Raw genomic sequence first — 17,711 nt, forward strand, 5'->3', positions numbered from 1 at the left:
AAACATTCCGTGGCCGGACACTTTCGGGTGTCCGGCCACCCCCTTTTGAAAGGCACCCTCGTGGCATTCACTTTCGCGGCCATCGTAGCTTGGGACCCTAACGGGAAACAGGCCGTCAAGAACGTCAGCTTTCAGGTGTACGCGGTAACTGACACCAGCTACACGACTCCTTTGGCGATCACGGACCCGTTCGGGGCGGCGATCCCGGGGAACATCCTGAACTCCAGCTCGCAGGGCGTGTTCCCTCAGTTCATGCAGGCCACTAACTCAACGGTGGTCATCGCGGACTCCACCAAAACGTATGCGTGGACGATCAACTGCGTCCAGCAAGACGCCGCCACAGCGAGCTTCATCAACACCCCGACAAGTGCCACGGCAGCGGCTCTTTCTGCCACTTATGCCCCCGTCACGGGTAGCCCAAATTATGACGCCATGGGCGATGCCTTGGTGTTCGCTCTCATCTTCGGAGGTAAATAAATGTCCGCCAACCTCAAGACAATCACGTCAGCCACGGCGGGGGCCTTGCTTTCCCAGCAGCTCAGCACATCCGAAGCAGCTCTATACACCGTTCCGGCAGCAACGACAGTGAAGATTGCTCAGGGCAGCTTGTGCAACACCACCGGCAGTGACACCACAGTCTTCCTGTCCATCGTCAAGAGTGGTGGGACGATGGGCGACGGCACGCACAGGGTAATCAGTGGTGCCACGATCAAGGCCAATGACACGATCTCCCTTGATTATCTCGCCGGTCACTTTCTCGGCCCCGGTGACGTTATCGCCGGATACGCCGGGGCCGCAACCGCTGTGGACATCGTAGTTTCTGGGGTGGTGCTCACATGAGCAGGTCTCTAAGTCAGCGCGGATCATTGCAGGTCCCGGCAGAGTACTCGGCATTTGCGCCGCTCGGCAATGCATCGCCCCGGCAGGTGGGGGACAACAAGAACGGCGCGCTGGACTGGCGGCACGAGGGGACTGCAGCTTACCTCACCCACTTCGTGATGGGCTCCAGCTCGTTGTCACTGGCTGGCTGCTACGCCGCTGGCACGGACCTCGGGCAGGGGGACGGGTTCTTCGTCTCGCACAAGAACAGCGGCGCCGGCATTAGGGCAATCGGCAACGGCGGCTCAAGCATCCTCATGTACCTGGTCGGCCAAAGTCACTCCACCCTGATTAATGGCGAGGTCTGGAAGAACAACCAAGGCGTGAAGCTGTTCGCCAAGATCGGTGAGGGCTTCGGGGATGGTGTTGCCGTCAGTGGCTCAACCACTTTCACTTCTGCAACGGCGGGCTTCACGAGTGCGGATATCGGGCAGTCGCTTAGCCAGATGACCACCAAGGGAACGCTAAACGTAACCGGAACGATACCTTCCGGGACCACAATCTCATCCGTCACCGACTCGCAAACGGTTGTACTGTCCAATGCGTGCACGGCCGCCGGGACGGGCCTCAACTTCCTGATCGGTGGACGCGCACCGACTAGCACGCAGTCACTGTTCACAATCTACGACACCAACGGCACGAGCAAGCGGTACGAGTTCACGCTGGGCAAATACAACGGCCTCGTGCCCCACGCTGTCCAGTCCAACGACGTTGCAACCCAGTCGCTCCTGGTGACGGCGGCGGTCGGGCAGACATCAGAGATCTTCACGGTTCTCAAGGACGGCAACGCCACGGGTGCACTCTCCATCATCGCGTCAGGGCTCATGGCGGCGCGGTTCGGGTCATCCCTGACGAACGCCGGAAATACGGCAAACAACTCCGTCAGCATCACGAACAACGGCACCTCAGCCCACTCGCTCTACATCACGCGGGCCTCGGCGCAGACCGGCGACCAGATCAGCCTCCGCGACGCGAGTGGCGTTCTCCAGTCCCGGTTCAACAAGGACAGCATCTTCATGACAAAGGTGAACGCTGCACCCGCTGACGCGGACGTGAATACGGGCGAGGCCGCTATCTGGTTCGACTCAACCAATGGAGCGTCAAAACTCATGATCAAAGCCAAACAAGCTGACGGAACAGTCAAGACAGGAAGCGTGAGCCTCGCATGATGACCCGTCAAGACGCAATCGCCTACTTCCTAGCGATGAGCATAGCCGACGCGGGGGAGCATCTCACGAGCGAACAAATGCCTCTGCATTGGGCCGAGACCACCGACGCGTTCCATGCACTCGGCGTAGAAGATAAGGAACTGGCATGAACCCCACCGTAATCCTCGCCCTCATCAGCGACCTGTACAACCAGAATGCGATTCTGGCAGAGCGCAACGCCCAACTCGAAGCGGAGCTAGCCAAGAAAACGGAAGGTGCCGAATGAGCGACGACGGCGTATTAATATCCCATAGGAGCGCTCGAACCGGCGTAAGGAAAATCGCCGTCGGAGGTCCTAGCCTCAGCGGCTATCTGGCTGAGAATCTCCCGCCCCGCGACTCAGTGTTCAAGATCCACGACGCACCAGCCGGCCCGGTGTTGCGTTTCAGAGTTAATGCGGAAGGGAAGATGGATGCGGAGTATGACCCCGCAAAACTGACCGAAGCCGCCTTAGCACTCATGGCGGAAGTCGCTCGCATTCAGGGGGGCAGCGCTAGCTGACTGTCAGATGGTCCATGACCAGGGCGGCAAGGCGTTCGTGGCCATAGTCGTTTGGGTGGAAGTTGTCTGAAATGCCAGCCCACACGTTCACGCCAGCCGGGCCACGGTTGCCAGCCATGCCGAACTCGGCACTGACGTCTATGTACTTGCCGCCGTGAGCCTCACAGCTCTTCTGGATGGCGTTGTCATAGGCGTCAGTGTCGCTGCCAGCACTACCCCAAGTGCCGATGCAGATCAGCGCGCTTGTGGGCGACGCAGCCTTGACCTTGTTCATTAGCGCATCATACTGGCCGGGGAAAACGGCAGGATCGGTCTTGCCCTGAATGTCATTTGTGCCTAGCTCAACAACGGCAAGGTTGAATCCCTCGGGGATGCTCACGAGGTTGCCGACCGTGGCCAAGTTACCGCCCGCCTTGGACCCACCTAGGCGTTCGACGGCACCCATCTTCTGGAGCTGCGAAACGACAAGCTGGCTGTAGCCCTTCTCCTGCGTGGATGCGAAGTACCCAGCGGTCAGGGAGTCCCCGATGAACAGGACTTTCAGCGGGCCGGTGGCAGGAAACTTGACCGCTACGCGACGGGAAGCATCGTAGGCCGCGTTGGAATCGGCAATGTCCTTCTGAACCTGCTGGGCGTACTGCGACGCCTTCGCGGCGACGGTCGAATCTTCGGGTGACGGCGTCTGCACCGACGCGCATCCAGTCAAGACAAGAACAGCAGCAGCCAGCGAGGCAATCCCCCAAAGTTTCATGACCCGATTCTAAGGGACAGATAAGCGGCGCGAAGTCATCAGGACGACTGCTGTTCGTTCTTTAGCTCGTCAATATGCCTCGCCAGCTTCACGATCGTGCCCTTCTGGGCGTCAATCATCGGCAGCAGGATGTGCTGGATCATTTGCATTGCGGTTAGGTCCACGCCTGTCTCGAAAATTGTCGCCTCCAAAGCGGGGGCAGACTCCATGATGGGGCGTCCTAGGTCTTCGATGATTTCTTCTTCAAGTGACATGTACACCAGAGTACGGCCATGCACCATAAGACCGGTTAACTGAACTGACCCAAATGTTGCTTCGGGCACCTTGTGCGTGTTAATTTTTAGTCTCCAAGAAATGACGGCGGCCCGGCCAGTGCGCTAACACTGACCGGGCCTATGCCGCCACCATGATCCCGCAAAAGTCACATGGAGACGACATGCAAAACACTACGCTAATTGGCGTGCCCACCGCACCTCGGATGACGACCGCCGAACTTGCTGCGGCCGGTTACCTTGCCCGCTACGGCGGTTCTACCCGCGACACGTACAAGGTGTCTTTGAAGATCCTTTGGGGCTGGTGCGCTGGCCTCGGCATCGAACGTGCTGGAGGATATGCGCCGGCCGGTGCTGGAACTGTTCGCCCGCTACCTCGAGGAAGAACGCGGCAACTCGCCGGTGACCATCGCGCACCACCTGTCCATCGTCCGGGGCTTCTACAGCTTCGCGGAGATTGACGGGTACATCCAGAAGTCACCTGCCACACATCTGCGCATGCCGCGCGTGTACCGGGACGAGTCCCGCACTCTCGGCCTGGACCGGATGGAGCTGGGCAACCTGATCCAGACAGCACGGGCCTCGCACGTTATGGACGCCGCGCTCGTCACTCTCATGGGCATGCTGGGCCTGCGCGTCTCCGAGGCGTGCAGCGTGAAGATCGAGGACTACCAGCAGGTTGAGCGCGGCCACCGCGTGCTGCGCATGATCGGCAAAGGAGGAAAGCCGGCCACGATCCCGCTGCCCGTCCCGGTCCTCCGCGCCCTGGACGCAGCGGCCGGTGACCGCATGGCCGGGCCTCTGCTGCTGCGCCGCCGGTCGGGGGAACCGATGAACCGCAAAGCCGCGGCGTTGGCTGTCGCCCGGCTGTGCAAGAAAGCCGGGATCGCGAAGAAGATCAGCCCGCACTCCCTCCGACACTCCTACGTCACGGCATGCCTGGACGCGGGCGTGCCCCTCCGCGACGTGCAGGTAGCGGCCCGCCACTCAGACCCGCGCATCACCGCCCGGTACGACCGGGCACGGCACAACCACGACCGCCACGCCAACCACACCGTCGCCGCGTTCCTCGCAGGAGCCGCATAGCGACCACCTAACACCAGAGAAGCCCCGCATGTCGGGGCTTTTTTGTTGCCCAAAAACTTTCATAGGAGGCCGCCTTGCCCGCTGTCGTGTTCGCCGCCGGGGGCCTCGCCCCGTTCCAAGTGTTCATCTCGTCCACGGGCACCGTCGTGGGCGCCGGCGCGGCTGGCATCAGCCTGTTGTCCGTCACGGGACTCAGGGATTTGTCCGGTCTCCGCACGGGGGACGCGCCGCGGGCGCTGGCTGACGGGTCGTACCCGGGCCTGAACTACCTTGACGAGCGGGTGGTGACGATCAAATGGGATCTTACCTTGGCGTCCGGGCTCGAGACCGCGTTGCAGGTGCTCGCGGCGGGGTTCCAGAACGTGGCCGACCCATCCAGCATTTGCATGACTTCGGGCGACTTTTTGCGGCAGGTCGCCGGGGTCGGCGCAACCAAGCCAGTGTCCTCCCTGCAATTCCAACTCCCGGGCCGCACGTCACCGCTTGTGACTTTCGGCCGCCCCACGAAACATGTCGTCCCGATTGACCTGAACTACCAGTGGGGACAGACGCAGCCCGCATCCGAATGGACCAGCGCGGACGGGGAAGTCTATGACGCCACCGTCATCTCCGCGGCCACGTCCCTGCCGTCCCCCACGTCGGGTATGGCGTGGCCAGCCGCGTTCCCGTGGACGTTCGGTTCCTCATCCGGCGGGTCCATGCAGCTGAATAACACCGGTAACTATGCCGCGAAACCGTTGTTCATGATCCAAGGCCCGGTCTCATACCCGAAGATCACGCACACGAACAGCGGCCAGACCATGTACCTGAACATCGTCCTGGGCGCCGCGGACATCCTGATCCTTGACCACCAGGCGGGCACCGTGACGCTGAACGGCACGGCGAACCGAAACAACCTCGTGGGCTTCGGGTCCTCATTCTTCACCCTGTCCCCGGGCAATAACGGCATCGGTTTCTCTTCCGCTGATTCGTCGGCGGTCGCGGGGACCCTGACCGGTTACCTGTTGCCGACCTACTCCACCGTCTAAGGAGGCGCGCCCATGGGCGATTACCGCGTGTCCGCGTGGGACATCAACGCCAACACCCTCCTGACGGATGTGCGGGCCACGGGTCTGTCCTACAACGTCCGCATGAACGACTCTGGCGAGTTCGGCTACAGCGTGAACCTGTCCGACGCACAGGCACAGGCGTGCGCTCGGGTGCTGATGGGGTTGCAGGGCACCCCGTTCAAAACGATCATCACCGCCAACGCCGGGCAGACGATCCTGTATTCGGGCATCTCATGGACCACGAACAAAAAGTCGTCGTCCGTGATGATGCCGATCACCGGGAAGGGATTGACCTCCTACTTCACCGACAAAGTAATCGCGAACGACTACAAGACCTCCATTGCCCCCGGGCAACTGATGGCACAGGCCGTGAACGACGCCCAGGCGGACGGCCCCGGCGCTAACCGCGGCATCGTGCCCATCGTGACAGGCCTTACCAGCCCGCCCAACGTCACACCCTCGTACAACAAAAACCAGTACACGACCGTCGCGCAGGTTTTGGCTGACCAGACGGCGGCGATCACGCCCGGGTCCGGCGGCGTGGACTATTTCATGACCGACACGTTCGTGCACGGCGCCCCAGCGCATAGCATGGTCATCACCAGCCCCCGCTGCGGCCGGGACCGGAACACGTCCGGCCTGTCCGTGAACCTCGCGACCGTCATCGACTGGGAATGGCCATCGGACGCCATGCAATCCGGGAACCACCTGATCGTGGTCGGCTCCGGGACGGGTGGCGCGCAGCCGGTCGCGACGGCAGACGACGCTGCGGCCCGTGGCGGTCTCGGGCAGATGCCACGCATGGACATGGTGCTGCAGTACTCCCAGATCAGCAACCAGGGCCAGCTGCAGGGCATCGCGAACGGTTCCGCAGTCAGGTACGGCAAACCCATTACCACCCCGACCGTCACCATCCCTGCCGACTATGCGGCCTGTGCTCTGGGCGTCTTCCAGATCGGGGATGACATCAAGGTCTGGTGCGCCCCGAACATCCACTTCCCCGCCGGCCTTTCCCAGTGGTGGCGGATTGTCGCGTACAAGGTCGACATCCCGGATCAGGGCCTCGCGAAAGTCACCCTCACGTTGAATCCGCCCCCGATCTTCTAAGGACAGCCCATGCCGAACGGCAACCTTGGCCCCGACTACCAGTTGGCGATGCGTCTGTCGAATATTGAGCGGCAGCTACTGGCGCTCGCCACGTCCCCGCTGCTGCTGAACGCCTCGACCGGGCAGACCCCCGGGCAGCCCGGCCTCTCCACCGATATCAACGGCCTGCACCTATTCAACCCGTCCGGCGTCGAAGACATCACCCTCGCCACCGCGGACGGGTCCGCTAACTTCAACGGCAACGTCAACATCAACGGCAACCTGTCCGTGCCCAACGGCTCCATCAGCAACACGGCATTGCAGAACCCGGCATCGACTGGGCAGCTCTCAGCGGCGGCAACGAACTTCGCGATACCTACCACACCAACAACCGTGGCAAGCGGAACTATCTCGATCCCCGCAGGCTATACCCAAGCTGTTGTCACACTGAATGTGTCGGCAGGTGCGGTGAACTCCACGGCAAGTGCCGATTTCCTCTACATCCAAGCCGTTATCAACGGCTCAGCGGCAAACACCATGCCAGGTTATGCGGGACCAACTGGCGGGTGGGCGTGGGCGGGATCAACCAAGACGGCCGTACTCACGGGCCTCAGCGGGGGTTCAATCTCACTATCCGCACTTGCGCAGACTCAGACCGGAACTTGGGGCGCGAACACATCAAACCGCGCATACTGCGAAGCCACCGCGATCTTCCTTCGCTGACTACTTAGTAGTCGGTGCGGGAGCCGGAGCCGGGCCACCAACGGTTACGCCACCCGTGTTCGGCTTGAGGACCGGAGGCGCGGGAGGTGGAGGGGCTGGGACCGAGTACGGGTCAACCTTCGGAAGCGCAATGCCGCCAGCGGGGACCGGTGCGGGAGTGACTACCGGTTCCGGTACGACCGGCGCTGGATCAACCACCGGAGCAGGGGCGGGCGTCACGGCTACAGGGGTTGTCGCGACGGGTTCGGGTGCTGTGGTGGTCACTGTCGGCTCCGGGGTTGGTGTGGGTGCTGCCGTGGTGGCTGGCGCTGAAGTGGTTACGGAGACGGGCGCCGGGGCGTTGTCGGCGTTGGCCGTGGCGATCATGCCGAAGATCAGGCCGCCCGCAAGCAGAACTGCCGAGCCACCAAATACCGCTGATTTCGTCTCCATGTCCCCATGGTAGCCAACCCGTCCCTGAATTAATACCCCTTTCGTCCAACGAATTTATAAAGCCCTGCCATGCCGGGGCTTTTTTCATGCCCAGACACACTCTGTTAGGAGCCTCCCGTGGCTATTTCCGCTGTGCCCTTTGCGCTGCAGAACGTCCCGATCAACTCGGACGTGGTGCGCGAAGCCGTCTCTTCACTCCTGCCAAATTCTGGCGGCATCGTGCAGTCCGGCGACTTCCCCGTAGCGCAGACCACCGTCGCCTCCATGGCGGTAACGGTCGGCGTCGGCCGTGCCTGGATTCAGGGCACCGACGTGGCGTTCCTGTCCGGGCAGTCCTACGGCAAACAGGCCTCCTACTACGTCATGAATGACGCGTCCGTGACGCTCAGCATTGACGCGGCGGACAGCACGAATCCGCGCATCGATGTGGTGTATATCGCGATTCAGGACGCCACCTACAGCGGCACGAACAACGCCGCTGTGTTGGCGGTAGCGAAGGGCTTCCCGACCTCGGGTGCCGCCTATCCGGCGAACGCCCCCACCCTGCCGAATAACGCCATCGCCTTGGCGTGGATCAACGTCGCCGCTGGCGCTTCGTCTATCGTCACCGCGAACATCACCACCGTGGCCCTGCTGGGAATCATGTCCCGGCCCCCGCTGGGCATCATGCCGGGCCGTGTCAAGGTCACCGCGAACGGTGCCGGCCTGACGACCCTTGCAGTGCAGAACAACATCGGATCGTTCGCGTTCAAGGGCGGCCGGAAATACAAGATCGTCTGGCAGGGCGGCCACTCATTCTCGAGTGCCGGCGACTATTTCAACCTTGCCATTCAGACCTGCTCGACTGCTGACGCTGCGAATGCGACGACTGGCCTCACCACGATCCAAGGCCGGACCTACACCACCAACAGTGCAGGCCTTGGCGAGTCCTTCTACGTGGAGGCCATCTACGAACCGGCCACGGACACCACATTGCAGGTCAAGTTCACTGTGGCCCGGGCGATCGGGTCCGGTACGTGGACGTTGCAGGCCAGTTCCGGGGCGCCGGCGTGGGCGTACATCGAGGATCAAGGAGCGCAGTACTGATGCCCGATCTGACCAGTCCCCAACTCATTGCGTTCATCTCAGCCTTCGCCGCACTCGTAGGAACTGTCATCGCCATCGTCAAAGCTCACGCCGCCTGGCGTAAATGGAAAAGCGGGTGGAAGCACCGCATCGGGAACTTCCTCGATGACTGGGAAGGCCGCGCCGCGCGCCCCGGGGTGGACCGGGAACCCGGTGTCATGGAACGCCTCAAGGTACTCGAAGATACCCAGGCCTCACAGGGCGAGACGTTGGCCACGCAGGACAAGACCCTTGAGACCATCCGCCACGAGGTCGAGTTCAACAACGGTTCCTCTGTGAAGGACGCCGTTGTGCGCACCGAGAAGGGTCAGAAGGAACTCGCTGCGCAACTCGAAGCACATCTCAAGCCGGGCCCCACGACCACGATCAACGTCAACACGCAGGAGGGCTCATGAGCGACTACATGCCGGGGGCCGTGCAGGTTCCACAGCCGGGCGGCGTCGCCTTGGACACGTCCTTGCCGCCACGGTTCGTATGGCACATCACATGGGACCCGTTGCAACCGGACGGTTCCCAACCGGACTTCGGTGCGGTCGCCAGCTACCTGCAGTCCAAGGAATGGTGCCCGCACATCATGTGGAACCCGTTCACCGGCTACATGGAGCAGTACTACCCCGCCTCAGTCGGGTCACGGGCCCTCGAATTCAACGACGGAGACGGCACCGCCTGCGTGCAGGTGGAGATTTTCTTCACCCCTAACTGCGTCGTGGACGGCATCAAGTACGCGACCGTGGCCGACACGCCCCTCAAGGGCTGGGCCGAGCTCCTCGCATGGGCCGACGGCCTCGGCGTCCCCCGCACCTGGCCCATGGGTGCCCCGCAATGGCAGAACAACCCCCGCGACGCAGGCATCTGGAACGGCAACGCCGGCCACTACGGGCACTGCAACAGCCCCGGCGATACGCACACCGACCCCGGCCCCATGCCGGACCTCAACACAGATCAAGGATTCCTCATGTCCCTCTCAGACGACGAGCAGCGCCGGATACTGGCTGCTGCTGACCGCATCAACGGCGTCATCACCGACCCTGTCGCGAAGGTACTCACTACCAGCGATGTGCCCGGGATCGTCTCGGCCATCATTGGTGCCCCGATCAAGCGCAGCGGGCAGATGGGCGGACAGACCAGCCTTGGTGCGATGGCCGCAGGGTCGGATGACTTGTTCCTCCGCACCCCGAACGCTGTTCTTTCCCAGACGTTCGTTCTCGCGGACGGCACCAAAACCAACCTCCCCGGCCTCCTCGCAGCCATCAACGCCAAACCGGCCGCGACCGTCACCAACAACACCGTCGCACCGGCCAGCGTTGACATCGAGGCGCTCGTTGCCCGTCTCAAAGCCGAACTTCCCGCAACCGTCCTCGCGGCCCTCGCCGCCAAACTCACCGTCTAAGGATCCCCCATGGCCAACACGCCCATCTCCCCCAAGGTCTCCGCTGGCGCCAATGCAGCAGCGTACGCCACCCTCGTCCTCACCCTGCTCGACAGCCTCGCCCCGGATTCCTTCGCCTTCCTCGGCAAGCTGCAGCCCCTCGCCTACGGTGTTGTCATCGGCGGATCCTACGCCCTCCGCGCCTGGCTCAAAGCCGACCCGCTCAGGGACGCTGGGGCAGCAGCGCAAAAGGCTGCAGCGGATCAGCTCGACGCAATCGGGAAGAAGGTCGCGGATCTTCGGATCCAGTTCCCCGCACCCGCCAGCACTGATGCCGCGCCTGTAAGCACTTTCCCGAAAGCCGCGGTGGATGCTGCCGTAGCCGCATCGGAACCCGCCCTGGCGGAACCCGCACCCGTGGCGCCCGTCTTCGAAACCCCCGTACCGGTGGCCGAAGCACCAGTAGCGTAAGCAGACGAAAGCCCCGTCATCTTCGGATGGCGGGGCTTTCGTCGTTTAACACCTATTTCAGCAGCCCCCGGAGGAGTGCCGCCAGCAACCCGTTGGACCGTTTGTAAACCTGTTTCCGAACCAACCGTTTCCCGACAGCGGCCGGGCCCTTCCGCAACGCCCTACCATCTGCAGACAGCCGAGCTGCACGGAACAGGAACGAGGTTAGAGACTTGCTCATGGCTTCACGCTTTCTTCGGTTTGCCTGCAATGCTTCATAGTAGGCGTCAGCGTCCTCCAAGACTTCTTGAGCCAAATCGCGCCAGCGCCGCGCGGGGATGTAGGTCACGCAGCCACCCCTGCCATCTCACGGAGGGTCGCCCGCCCGGCCTCCCGCAGGTCATTGATTGCCTTTTGGTGCCGAGCTGCGCCTTCTGCGTTGGCAATCGCATTGTTGGTAAACATGACGACCCGCTGCTCATGATGCTCAATCGTGGCGTCACCCCAAGTGAGGCGCGTCCCGTCAGGCAGCGCGAACTCGGAATCAAGAAGCTCCTTAGTCCACTCGATACGTAACTGGGCACCATAGTCCTCGAAGACTTTGCGCATCTCCGCATGGTACTGAGACCAGTTCGCGGACTCCTTCTCAGCCAGCATCCGCTCACTCTCCTGCCACTCGGGGAACTCTGGGGACTTCTTAAACTCCTCCCATGTGGCGAGATTCATGCGCTTGGGGTTACCCCAATCCCTCCGCGCAGGGGGCGTGCTGGTACGGACCAACCGCCCAGTGACCCTCTCCCCCATATTGACGGCAGACTCGGCTGCGCGTTCGGCTTCCAGCGTTTGGTTCCGCTCCCACGCCCGTGCGCATTGCATCGCCCATCGGTATGCCATCTCGTTCACGGCAGAGCGGGGGAGTGCCCGGATGTGGTCCATGAAGCCCGCGGAATCTTCGAATCCGCATGACTCCTGGACCTTCTTGAGGAACTTCGCCATCGTCGTTTCGTTGTCAAACATCCCATTCATCCTTGATCTTCTCGGCATCGAGTTTCGCTTGCGCCCTCCGGAAAAGCTCCGGGGCTAGCAGCCGTCCAACCTCTTTGATCTGGGACTCAGATAGCGGTGGAAGTTCAGCCACGACCTTGTCAATATGTTCTTGAAGCTTGGCCGATTTCCGGGCGCGGGCACCTTCAGTCGCGGACGCGTGGAGCAGTGACGCGACTCGGTCGAGTTTCTGTTCGCTTGGGAGCGGCATCGAGTTCACGAGGTCTTGCACATATGGCGTCGCCATAAGTGCCCTCTCCTTCTCGCGTCGGCCGCTACGGGCTTTGGCGCTCATGCGGGTTCGCCTGACCGACGCGGTACCGTGAGAGCTGGAGCTATGCGCTTGCGCTTCTCGATGCGGCGAGGATCGTTGGTGACTCGATCTACTCTATCCGCGTACTGTTCGGGAGTCTCTAGTGCTCCAGTTGTGGGGATTGGCGTCAGGAGGTCCTGCAGCTCGTTGATGTTGACGCGGATCATCCGCGGTCCCACGCGGTAGCCGGTGATGCGTCCGGCTGCTATGTATCGCCGGATCGACTTAGTCGAAACTCCGGCGATTTCCGCGGCGGCGGCGATGGTTATGTACTCGTCGTTGTTCATGCGTGGCTCTCCTTGGGGGGTCATGACTCAACTATACGCCGCTTGATACGCGAACGGTAGTAGTAGCGCTACGTTTGTTCGCAGAGGGTCTGGGTGTTACCTGGGTGTTCCACGCAGTCACATCAGTGCAACGTTCGTACGTACTACGCACAAGTTCGCATTTGCGCCGGACAAGCAAAAACCCCCGGAATCCCTTATAAATCAAGGGGAAATCGGGGGTTGGTGGGGATGGGTTGACCGATACGCCGGGTTCTGTCCTCCCGCGCCGTTGCCGGCGAAGGAGTGGCGACCATCCATCTACGAACGCCGTTGCCGACGCCCTCCAGCGGCCTACCCGGACACTCGGGCGAGCAGCCCTCGATCGTGCCCTGTCTGGCCTTGCTCCGGGTGGGGTTTACCTAGCCTCCCTGGTCACCCAAGGAGCTGGTGGTCTCTTACACCACCGTTTCACCCTTACCCGCTGCCTGCCTGTGCTGGCACAAGCAGACACGGGCGGTCTGTTCTCTGTGGCACTGGCCTGCGGGTTACCCCGAGTGGGCGTTACCCACCACCCTGCCCTGTGGAGCCCGGACGTTCCTCGAGCCACTCGCGTGGCGCGCGGCCGCCTAGTCAACCCATCCGCCCTACAGTCTACCGGCGTCGGGCCCGTTACATTTTCGGGCGGCACTGCCGGACTGTAGCGCCCGAGAGATGGCGACTGTGTTACTGGCAATGCGGCTAATATCGACTGGTGCTGATTCTGCTGCCGCCTTCCGAAGGCAAGACCCCCGCGGTGAGGGGCTCCGCCGTCGATTGGGAGTCCTTGAGCTTTCCCGAACTCAACAGCTACCGGGCCAAGGTGCTCGACGCGCTCGGCCTAGTCAGCGCGCATGAGGACGCCCTCGCCCTGTTGGGCGTGGGCGCATCGTTGAAGGACGACGTGGAACGCAATACCCGGCTCCGCGCCGAACCCGCAGCCCCTGCCCATCAGGTGTATTCCGGTGTTCTCTACGATGCGCTCGGCTACCAGACCCTGACACCGGCACAGCGCCGCAAGGCGGTGGAGTCGATCCTCGTGGTGTCCGCCCTGTGGGGCGCCATCGGCTTCGGCGACCGCGTGCCCGCCTACCGATTGTCGATGGGAACGGCACTGCCCGACGTCGGGCGCCTCGCGTCGTTCTGGAAGCCGCAGCTCACGCAGGCCCTCGCCTCTCGGGTGGAGGGCGAGCTGCTGGTGGACTGCCGCTCCAGCACCTATGCCGCGGCTTGGGCTCCGCCCGTGGCGCAGACTGTCTCCGTCAATGTCTTTTCCGAGTCCAATGGCAAACGTACCGTCGTCAGCCACTTCGCCAAGCACACCCGCGGCGAACTGGCCCGGCACTTGCTGGGCCGTCGAGGCAAGGCACCGGGGACGCCCGAACAGCTGCTCAAGGCTGCCTCGGAAAGGTGGACGGCGGAGTTGACGGAAGGCACGACGCGCAAGCCGCACACCCTCAGCATCATCCTCCCCAACTAACTTGCAGTAGGTTTTGTTTTCAACCCCGAAAACGACATTAACTGCGTGGGCCCACGCCGCCAGGGTTCCCTGGCCGAGCTTGCGAGGCGAGGGGGGCGGTGGGGATCAGTTGGGTGGGAAACAGGCGGTTAGTTCCACTCAGCGGAGCGCACCAGGATGCAGCCTGAATCGGGGCAGAACACGATCTCGTCTTCGGCAGCGGCCTTGACCTCGGCAAGGTCGCCCGGGCTGAGCGTCATTCCCGAGCCTTCGGACTTGCCGTGGAACAGCCTGGCTGCCCCCACCCCACGCTTGGCAAGGGTCTTTTCGTAGATGGCCAGCATCCCGGCGTCGAGCCCTTCGGCGAAGCCGGTCCGCTGAGCGCGTACATCCTTCTCTTCGACAACGATCTCGGCGATCGCGGCATCCAGCTCGGCACGGATCCCGGAGAAGGAACCCTGGATGTCGTCGACGATCTGCTGTTGCGCGGCTTGGCGCTCCCTGAGTCCGTCCAGGCGTTCCAGGATTTCCAGTTCGACATCTTCAAGGTCCGAGCGGCGCTTGTTCAGTGACGCGATGTCGCTTTGCAGCGCAACGAGATCCTTGGAAAGCCCTGTCCCGCTGTTCAGCCTTGCTTCGTCCCGCTCAATGCGGCTAGCCACTTGCTCGACGTCGGCCTCTGACCTGCGCAGCTCTGTTTCGGCGTCGTGGACGGCAAGTTTCGCGGTCCCGAGAGCCCCGTTGGCCACGCCAAGGGCGTCCTGAAGATCGGTGATGCGGGGGTCGGTCTCCAACGTGCGACGGCGGTTCGCCAAGGATTTGAGCTTCGCATCCAACCCCTGCAGTTCGAGCAATTTCAACTGTTCCGCCGGTGCTGCCTTGGCCACGCTTACCTCCGCTTGATCGTGCCGGGGCTGATGTTCAGCCCCAGCCAGGCCTTGGGCCTGCTTGTCTCGACTCTAGCGCCTAGGGTGCTCCCCTGCCTCGCTACATCCCCACCGGCTCCCAAACGCACGGCGAGGTTAGCCGGGAGTCAGAATGAAGTCCCAGGGATCGCTGTTGGTGGAAGCCACCCGGATTTCGACGTCGTGACCCTGGTCCGCAAGCACGTTGCCGAGCGCTTCGGCCGCCGCGGGCAGCCACAGCCACTCGCTGGCGAAATGCGACACGTCAACGAGGTACGGCCTGCCGTCAACAGCGGCTTCGCGGGCCTCGGATGCAGGGTGGTGCCGCATATCCGCGGTGACGTAGATGTCTGCCTGGCTGGCACGGACGGCGTCGAAGAGACTATCTCCGGCTCCCCCGCAAACGGCCACACGGCGCACGAGCCCATCCTTGTCCCCGGCAACGCGCACGCCACCGGCCACTGAGGGCAGGATCTCGAACACCCGCGCGGCGAAATCTCCCAGGGTCATGAGTTCGGGCAGGTCGCCGACCCGGCCGATGCCCTCTTCCGGCAGGCCGTGGGCCGCAGGAGCCAGGGGCACAACGTTGTCCAGTCCGAACGCGTCAGCGAGGACATCGGAAACGCCTCCGACGGCGGAGTCCCCGTTGGTGTGCACGGTCAGCAGCCCGGTACCTGACTCAATGAGCCGATGGACAGCAAGGCCCTTGGCGCTCGTGGCAGCAACGGAGGTGACGCCCTTGAGCAGCAAAGGATGGTGCGTAACGAGGAGCTCGGCGCCCCATTCAATGGCTTCTTCAATGGCGGCGAGTGTCGGATCCACAGCGAACATGACCTTGGTGACGGTGGCGGTTGGCCGTCCGACCACCAGTCCTACCTCGTCCCATTCCTCGGCGAGCGATTCCGGCCAAAGCTCCTCCACTGCCAAGAGGACCTGACCTAGCGTAGGGGTGCTGGCTCTTGGAGTTCCGGCTGCACCATTCTCCGGTTCTTCGCCGGATCCTGTATCTGCAACCGCGGTGTTCACAGCTTCCATGCATTACATTCTTGCGCATCCGGCGGCCAAGTCGCGCTTGCCGCAACCGGACGGTTCGAGATTGTTGCCACTGGCCGGGTCCGCGCCGTCACAGTCCCGTAAGGTTGTGCGGGAATCATCCGGGACTCCCAGCCATTGAAGAGATCATGAAAACTTTTGTACTTGGTGGAGGCTGCTTCTGGTGCCTCGACGCTGTCTATCAGAAGACCAAGGGTGTCAGTTCCGTGGTTTCCGGCTACACGGGCGGGCACATACGCAATCCTGACTATTACGACGTGTGCTCCGGGATGACGGGCCACGCGGAGGTCGTCGCCGTGACTTTCGACGAGGACATCATTCCGGCGGACATCATCCTTGACATGTTCTTTGCACTGCATGATCCCACCACGCTCAACCGCCAGGGCTACGACGTCGGAACCCAGTACCGTTCCTCGATGTTTTACACCACCACGGAAGAAAAGATCGTCTTCGAGGAAGCCATCCTGCGGAACCAGGAACTGTGGTCCAAGCCGATTGTGACCCAGGTCAGCAGGCTGCCGGAATTCTACGAAGCCGAGTCCATACACCAGGACTACTACGCCAAGTTCCCGGAGCAAGGCTATTGCCAGGTGATCATCAACCCCAAGCTCGCCAAGGCCCGGAAATATTACTCTTCGTGGCTCCGCGCGTAGCAGCGTGTAGCACCGGTCGTTAGGCTGACCTCAGCAGTAGCTATTTCAGCGAATTCAGAGAATAGGCATGATTACATGGCACGGATCTACGACGACGTCACCCAGCTGATCGGCGGAACCCCCCTGGTCCGCTTGAACAGGCTCACCGAAGGCTTGGATGCCACGGTTGCGGTGAAGCTGGAGTTCTACAACCCCGCCAATAGCGTCAAGGACCGTATCGGCGTCGCGATCGTCGACGCTGCCGAGAAGTCCGGTGCGCTGAAGCCGGGCGGCACGATCGTCGAGGGAACGTCCGGCAACACCGGCATCGCGCTGGCCCTGGTCGGCGCGGCGCGCGGTTACAAGGTCATCCTGACCATGCCGGAGACCATGTCCACCGAGCGCCGCGTCATGCTGCGCGCCTACGGTGCGGAGATTGTCCTGACTCCCGGCTCTGAAGGCATGCGCGGCGCCGTCGAAAAGGCCCAGGAAATTGTCGCCAACACGGAAAACTCCGTCTGGGCCCAGCAGTTCGCCAATGAGGCAAACCCGGAGATCCACCGCACCACCACGGCCGAGGAAATCTGGGCGGACACCGACGGTGGCGTGGACATCTTCGTCGGCGGCGTCGGCACCGGAGGCACCATCACCGGCGTCGGGCAGGTACTGAAGGAGCGCAAGCCGGAAATCCAGATCGTGGCCGTCGAGCCCAAGGACTCCCCCATCCTGAACGGCGGCGCCCCCGGCCCGCACAAGATCCAGGGCCTTGGCGCGAACTTCATTCCGGAAATCCTGGACACCAACGTCTACGACGAGGTTCTCGACGCAACCCTCGAGGACTCCGTTGCCACCGCACGTGCCCTCGGCACCAAGGAAGGCATCCTGGGCGGCATCTCCGCCGGCGCGGCCGTCTGGGGCGCACTCGAGCTCGCGAAGCGTCCGGAGAACAAGGACAAGCTCATCGTGGCAATCGTTCCCGACTTCGGCGAACGTTACATCTCCACGGTGCTTTTTGACGACATTCGCGGCTGATTGCGGACCCCGCGCAACCGCTTTCTTTCATTTCCTGTAG

Annotated in this window: 24 protein-coding genes and 1 other RNA gene; 16 read left to right on the forward strand and 9 right to left on the reverse strand. The window is 62.5% G+C overall.

Annotation, left to right across the window (positions count from 1 at the left end):
- The first annotated feature begins 9 nt into the window (after window positions 1-9).
- The 5 genes from QRN59_RS20545 (at window position 10) to QRN59_RS20565 (ending at window position 2,588) form a co-directional block, all read left to right on the forward strand.
- Window positions 10-477, forward strand: a complete 468-nt coding sequence (locus QRN59_RS20545; protein WP_284984302.1) for a hypothetical protein — start codon at window positions 10-12, stop codon at window positions 475-477.
- Entirely contained in the window at window positions 478-840 is a 363-nt protein-coding gene (locus QRN59_RS20550) for a hypothetical protein (RefSeq protein WP_284984303.1), read from the forward strand.
- On the forward strand, window positions 837-2,048 hold the full coding sequence (locus tag QRN59_RS20555) for a hypothetical protein (RefSeq protein WP_284984304.1): 1,212 nt from the start codon (window positions 837-839) through the stop codon (window positions 2,046-2,048). The genes QRN59_RS20550 and QRN59_RS20555 overlap by 4 nt, the downstream gene beginning before the upstream one ends.
- Window positions 2,045-2,197 (forward strand): hypothetical protein, encoded by a 153-nt coding sequence (locus tag QRN59_RS20560; RefSeq protein ID WP_284984305.1) that lies wholly within the window; start codon window positions 2,045-2,047, stop codon window positions 2,195-2,197. Before QRN59_RS20555 ends, QRN59_RS20560 begins: the two co-directional genes overlap by 4 nt.
- A 112-nt stretch (window positions 2,198-2,309) precedes the next feature.
- A complete protein-coding gene (locus tag QRN59_RS20565; RefSeq protein WP_284984306.1) occupies window positions 2,310-2,588 on the forward strand; it encodes a hypothetical protein in 279 nt (92 codons plus the stop codon).
- On the opposite strand, the gene QRN59_RS20570 is transcribed toward QRN59_RS20565, so the two are convergent.
- Window positions 2,581-3,339 carry an SGNH/GDSL hydrolase family protein gene (locus QRN59_RS20570; protein ID WP_284984307.1) on the reverse strand — a complete coding sequence of 253 codons (759 nt, stop codon included), beginning with the start codon at window positions 3,337-3,339 and terminating at the stop codon, window positions 2,581-2,583. The genes QRN59_RS20565 and QRN59_RS20570 overlap by 8 nt on opposite strands.
- A 38-nt stretch (window positions 3,340-3,377) precedes the next feature.
- Entirely contained in the window at window positions 3,378-3,593 is a 216-nt protein-coding gene (locus tag QRN59_RS20575) for a hypothetical protein (RefSeq protein WP_284984308.1), read from the reverse strand.
- Window positions 3,594-3,938: 345 nt separating this feature from the next.
- Between QRN59_RS20575 and QRN59_RS20580 the strand changes: the two genes are divergently transcribed.
- From QRN59_RS20580 to QRN59_RS20595, 4 genes are all read left to right on the forward strand, one after another.
- Window positions 3,939-4,697, forward strand: a complete 759-nt coding sequence (locus QRN59_RS20580; RefSeq protein ID WP_284984309.1) for a tyrosine-type recombinase/integrase — start codon at window positions 3,939-3,941, stop codon at window positions 4,695-4,697.
- Window positions 4,698-4,771: 74 nt separating this feature from the next.
- Window positions 4,772-5,725, forward strand: coding sequence for a phage distal tail protein (locus QRN59_RS20585; RefSeq protein WP_284984310.1), 954 nt, complete (start codon window positions 4,772-4,774; stop codon window positions 5,723-5,725).
- 12 nt (window positions 5,726-5,737) lie between these two features.
- Window positions 5,738-6,853, forward strand: coding sequence for a hypothetical protein (locus QRN59_RS20590; RefSeq protein WP_284984311.1), 1,116 nt, complete (start codon window positions 5,738-5,740; stop codon window positions 6,851-6,853).
- 9 nt (window positions 6,854-6,862) lie between these two features.
- Complete coding sequence (locus tag QRN59_RS20595; protein WP_284984312.1) at window positions 6,863-7,555, forward strand: hypothetical protein; 693 nt, start codon at window positions 6,863-6,865, stop codon at window positions 7,553-7,555.
- Here QRN59_RS20595 and QRN59_RS20600 read toward each other — a convergent pair whose 3' ends face one another.
- Window positions 7,556-7,987 carry a hypothetical protein gene (locus tag QRN59_RS20600; RefSeq protein WP_284984313.1) on the reverse strand — a complete coding sequence of 144 codons (432 nt, stop codon included), beginning with the start codon at window positions 7,985-7,987 and terminating at the stop codon, window positions 7,556-7,558.
- Between the two features lie 117 nt (window positions 7,988-8,104).
- Between QRN59_RS20600 and QRN59_RS20605 the strand changes: the two genes are divergently transcribed.
- Genes QRN59_RS20605 through QRN59_RS20620 form a run of 4 tightly spaced genes read left to right on the forward strand, consistent with a single transcriptional unit; the run spans window position 8,105 to window position 10,952 of the window.
- Complete coding sequence (locus tag QRN59_RS20605) at window positions 8,105-9,073, forward strand: hypothetical protein (RefSeq protein WP_284984314.1); 969 nt, start codon at window positions 8,105-8,107, stop codon at window positions 9,071-9,073.
- Entirely contained in the window at window positions 9,073-9,507 is a 435-nt protein-coding gene (locus QRN59_RS20610) for a hypothetical protein (RefSeq protein ID WP_284984315.1), read from the forward strand. The genes QRN59_RS20605 and QRN59_RS20610 overlap by 1 nt, the downstream gene beginning before the upstream one ends.
- Complete coding sequence (locus QRN59_RS20615) at window positions 9,504-10,502, forward strand: hypothetical protein (protein WP_284984316.1); 999 nt, start codon at window positions 9,504-9,506, stop codon at window positions 10,500-10,502. The genes QRN59_RS20610 and QRN59_RS20615 overlap by 4 nt, the downstream gene beginning before the upstream one ends.
- 9 nt (window positions 10,503-10,511) lie before the next feature.
- On the forward strand, window positions 10,512-10,952 hold the full coding sequence (locus QRN59_RS20620; RefSeq protein WP_284984317.1) for a hypothetical protein: 441 nt from the start codon (window positions 10,512-10,514) through the stop codon (window positions 10,950-10,952).
- A 324-nt stretch (window positions 10,953-11,276) separates the two neighbouring features.
- Here the strand turns inward: QRN59_RS20620 and QRN59_RS20625 are convergent, their stop codons facing one another.
- The 4 genes from QRN59_RS20625 to rnpB form a co-directional block, all read right to left on the reverse strand.
- A complete protein-coding gene (locus QRN59_RS20625; RefSeq protein ID WP_284984318.1) occupies window positions 11,277-11,948 on the reverse strand; it encodes a hypothetical protein in 672 nt (223 codons plus the stop codon).
- A complete protein-coding gene (locus QRN59_RS20630) occupies window positions 11,941-12,270 on the reverse strand; it encodes a hypothetical protein (RefSeq protein WP_284984319.1) in 330 nt (109 codons plus the stop codon). The genes QRN59_RS20625 and QRN59_RS20630 overlap by 8 nt, the downstream gene beginning before the upstream one ends.
- Window positions 12,267-12,575 (reverse strand): helix-turn-helix domain-containing protein, encoded by a 309-nt coding sequence (locus QRN59_RS20635; RefSeq protein ID WP_284984320.1) that lies wholly within the window; start codon window positions 12,573-12,575, stop codon window positions 12,267-12,269. Before QRN59_RS20635 ends, QRN59_RS20630 begins: the two co-directional genes overlap by 4 nt.
- A 225-nt stretch (window positions 12,576-12,800) precedes the next feature.
- Window positions 12,801-13,192, reverse strand: an RNA gene (gene rnpB, locus QRN59_RS20640) — RNase P RNA component class A.
- Between the two features lie 113 nt (window positions 13,193-13,305).
- Between rnpB and QRN59_RS20645 the strand changes: the two genes are divergently transcribed.
- Window positions 13,306-14,070 (forward strand): YaaA family protein, encoded by a 765-nt coding sequence (locus QRN59_RS20645; RefSeq protein ID WP_284984321.1) that lies wholly within the window; start codon window positions 13,306-13,308, stop codon window positions 14,068-14,070.
- 128 nt (window positions 14,071-14,198) lie between these two features.
- On the opposite strand, the gene QRN59_RS20650 is transcribed toward QRN59_RS20645, so the two are convergent.
- Window positions 14,199-14,936, reverse strand: a complete 738-nt coding sequence (locus QRN59_RS20650) for a zinc ribbon domain-containing protein (RefSeq protein WP_284984322.1) — start codon at window positions 14,934-14,936, stop codon at window positions 14,199-14,201.
- 135 nt (window positions 14,937-15,071) lie between these two features.
- Window positions 15,072-15,989: a Nif3-like dinuclear metal center hexameric protein gene (locus tag QRN59_RS20655; protein WP_284984323.1), complete on the reverse strand. Its 918-nt coding sequence runs from the start codon at window positions 15,987-15,989 to the stop codon at window positions 15,072-15,074.
- 146 nt (window positions 15,990-16,135) lie between these two features.
- On the opposite strand from QRN59_RS20655, the gene msrA reads away from it, so the two are divergent.
- On the forward strand, window positions 16,136-16,660 hold the full coding sequence (gene msrA, locus QRN59_RS20660) for a peptide-methionine (S)-S-oxide reductase MsrA (protein ID WP_284984324.1): 525 nt from the start codon (window positions 16,136-16,138) through the stop codon (window positions 16,658-16,660).
- A gap of 75 nt (window positions 16,661-16,735) precedes the next feature.
- Window positions 16,736-17,671, forward strand: a complete 936-nt coding sequence (gene cysK / locus QRN59_RS20665) for a cysteine synthase A (protein ID WP_234749924.1) — start codon at window positions 16,736-16,738, stop codon at window positions 17,669-17,671.
- Window positions 17,672-17,711: the final 40 nt, after the last annotated feature.

Origin of the sequence: Arthrobacter sp. efr-133-TYG-118, from assembly GCF_030209755.1 — a bacterium.
Taxonomy (GTDB): Bacteria; Actinomycetota; Actinomycetes; order Actinomycetales; family Micrococcaceae; genus Arthrobacter.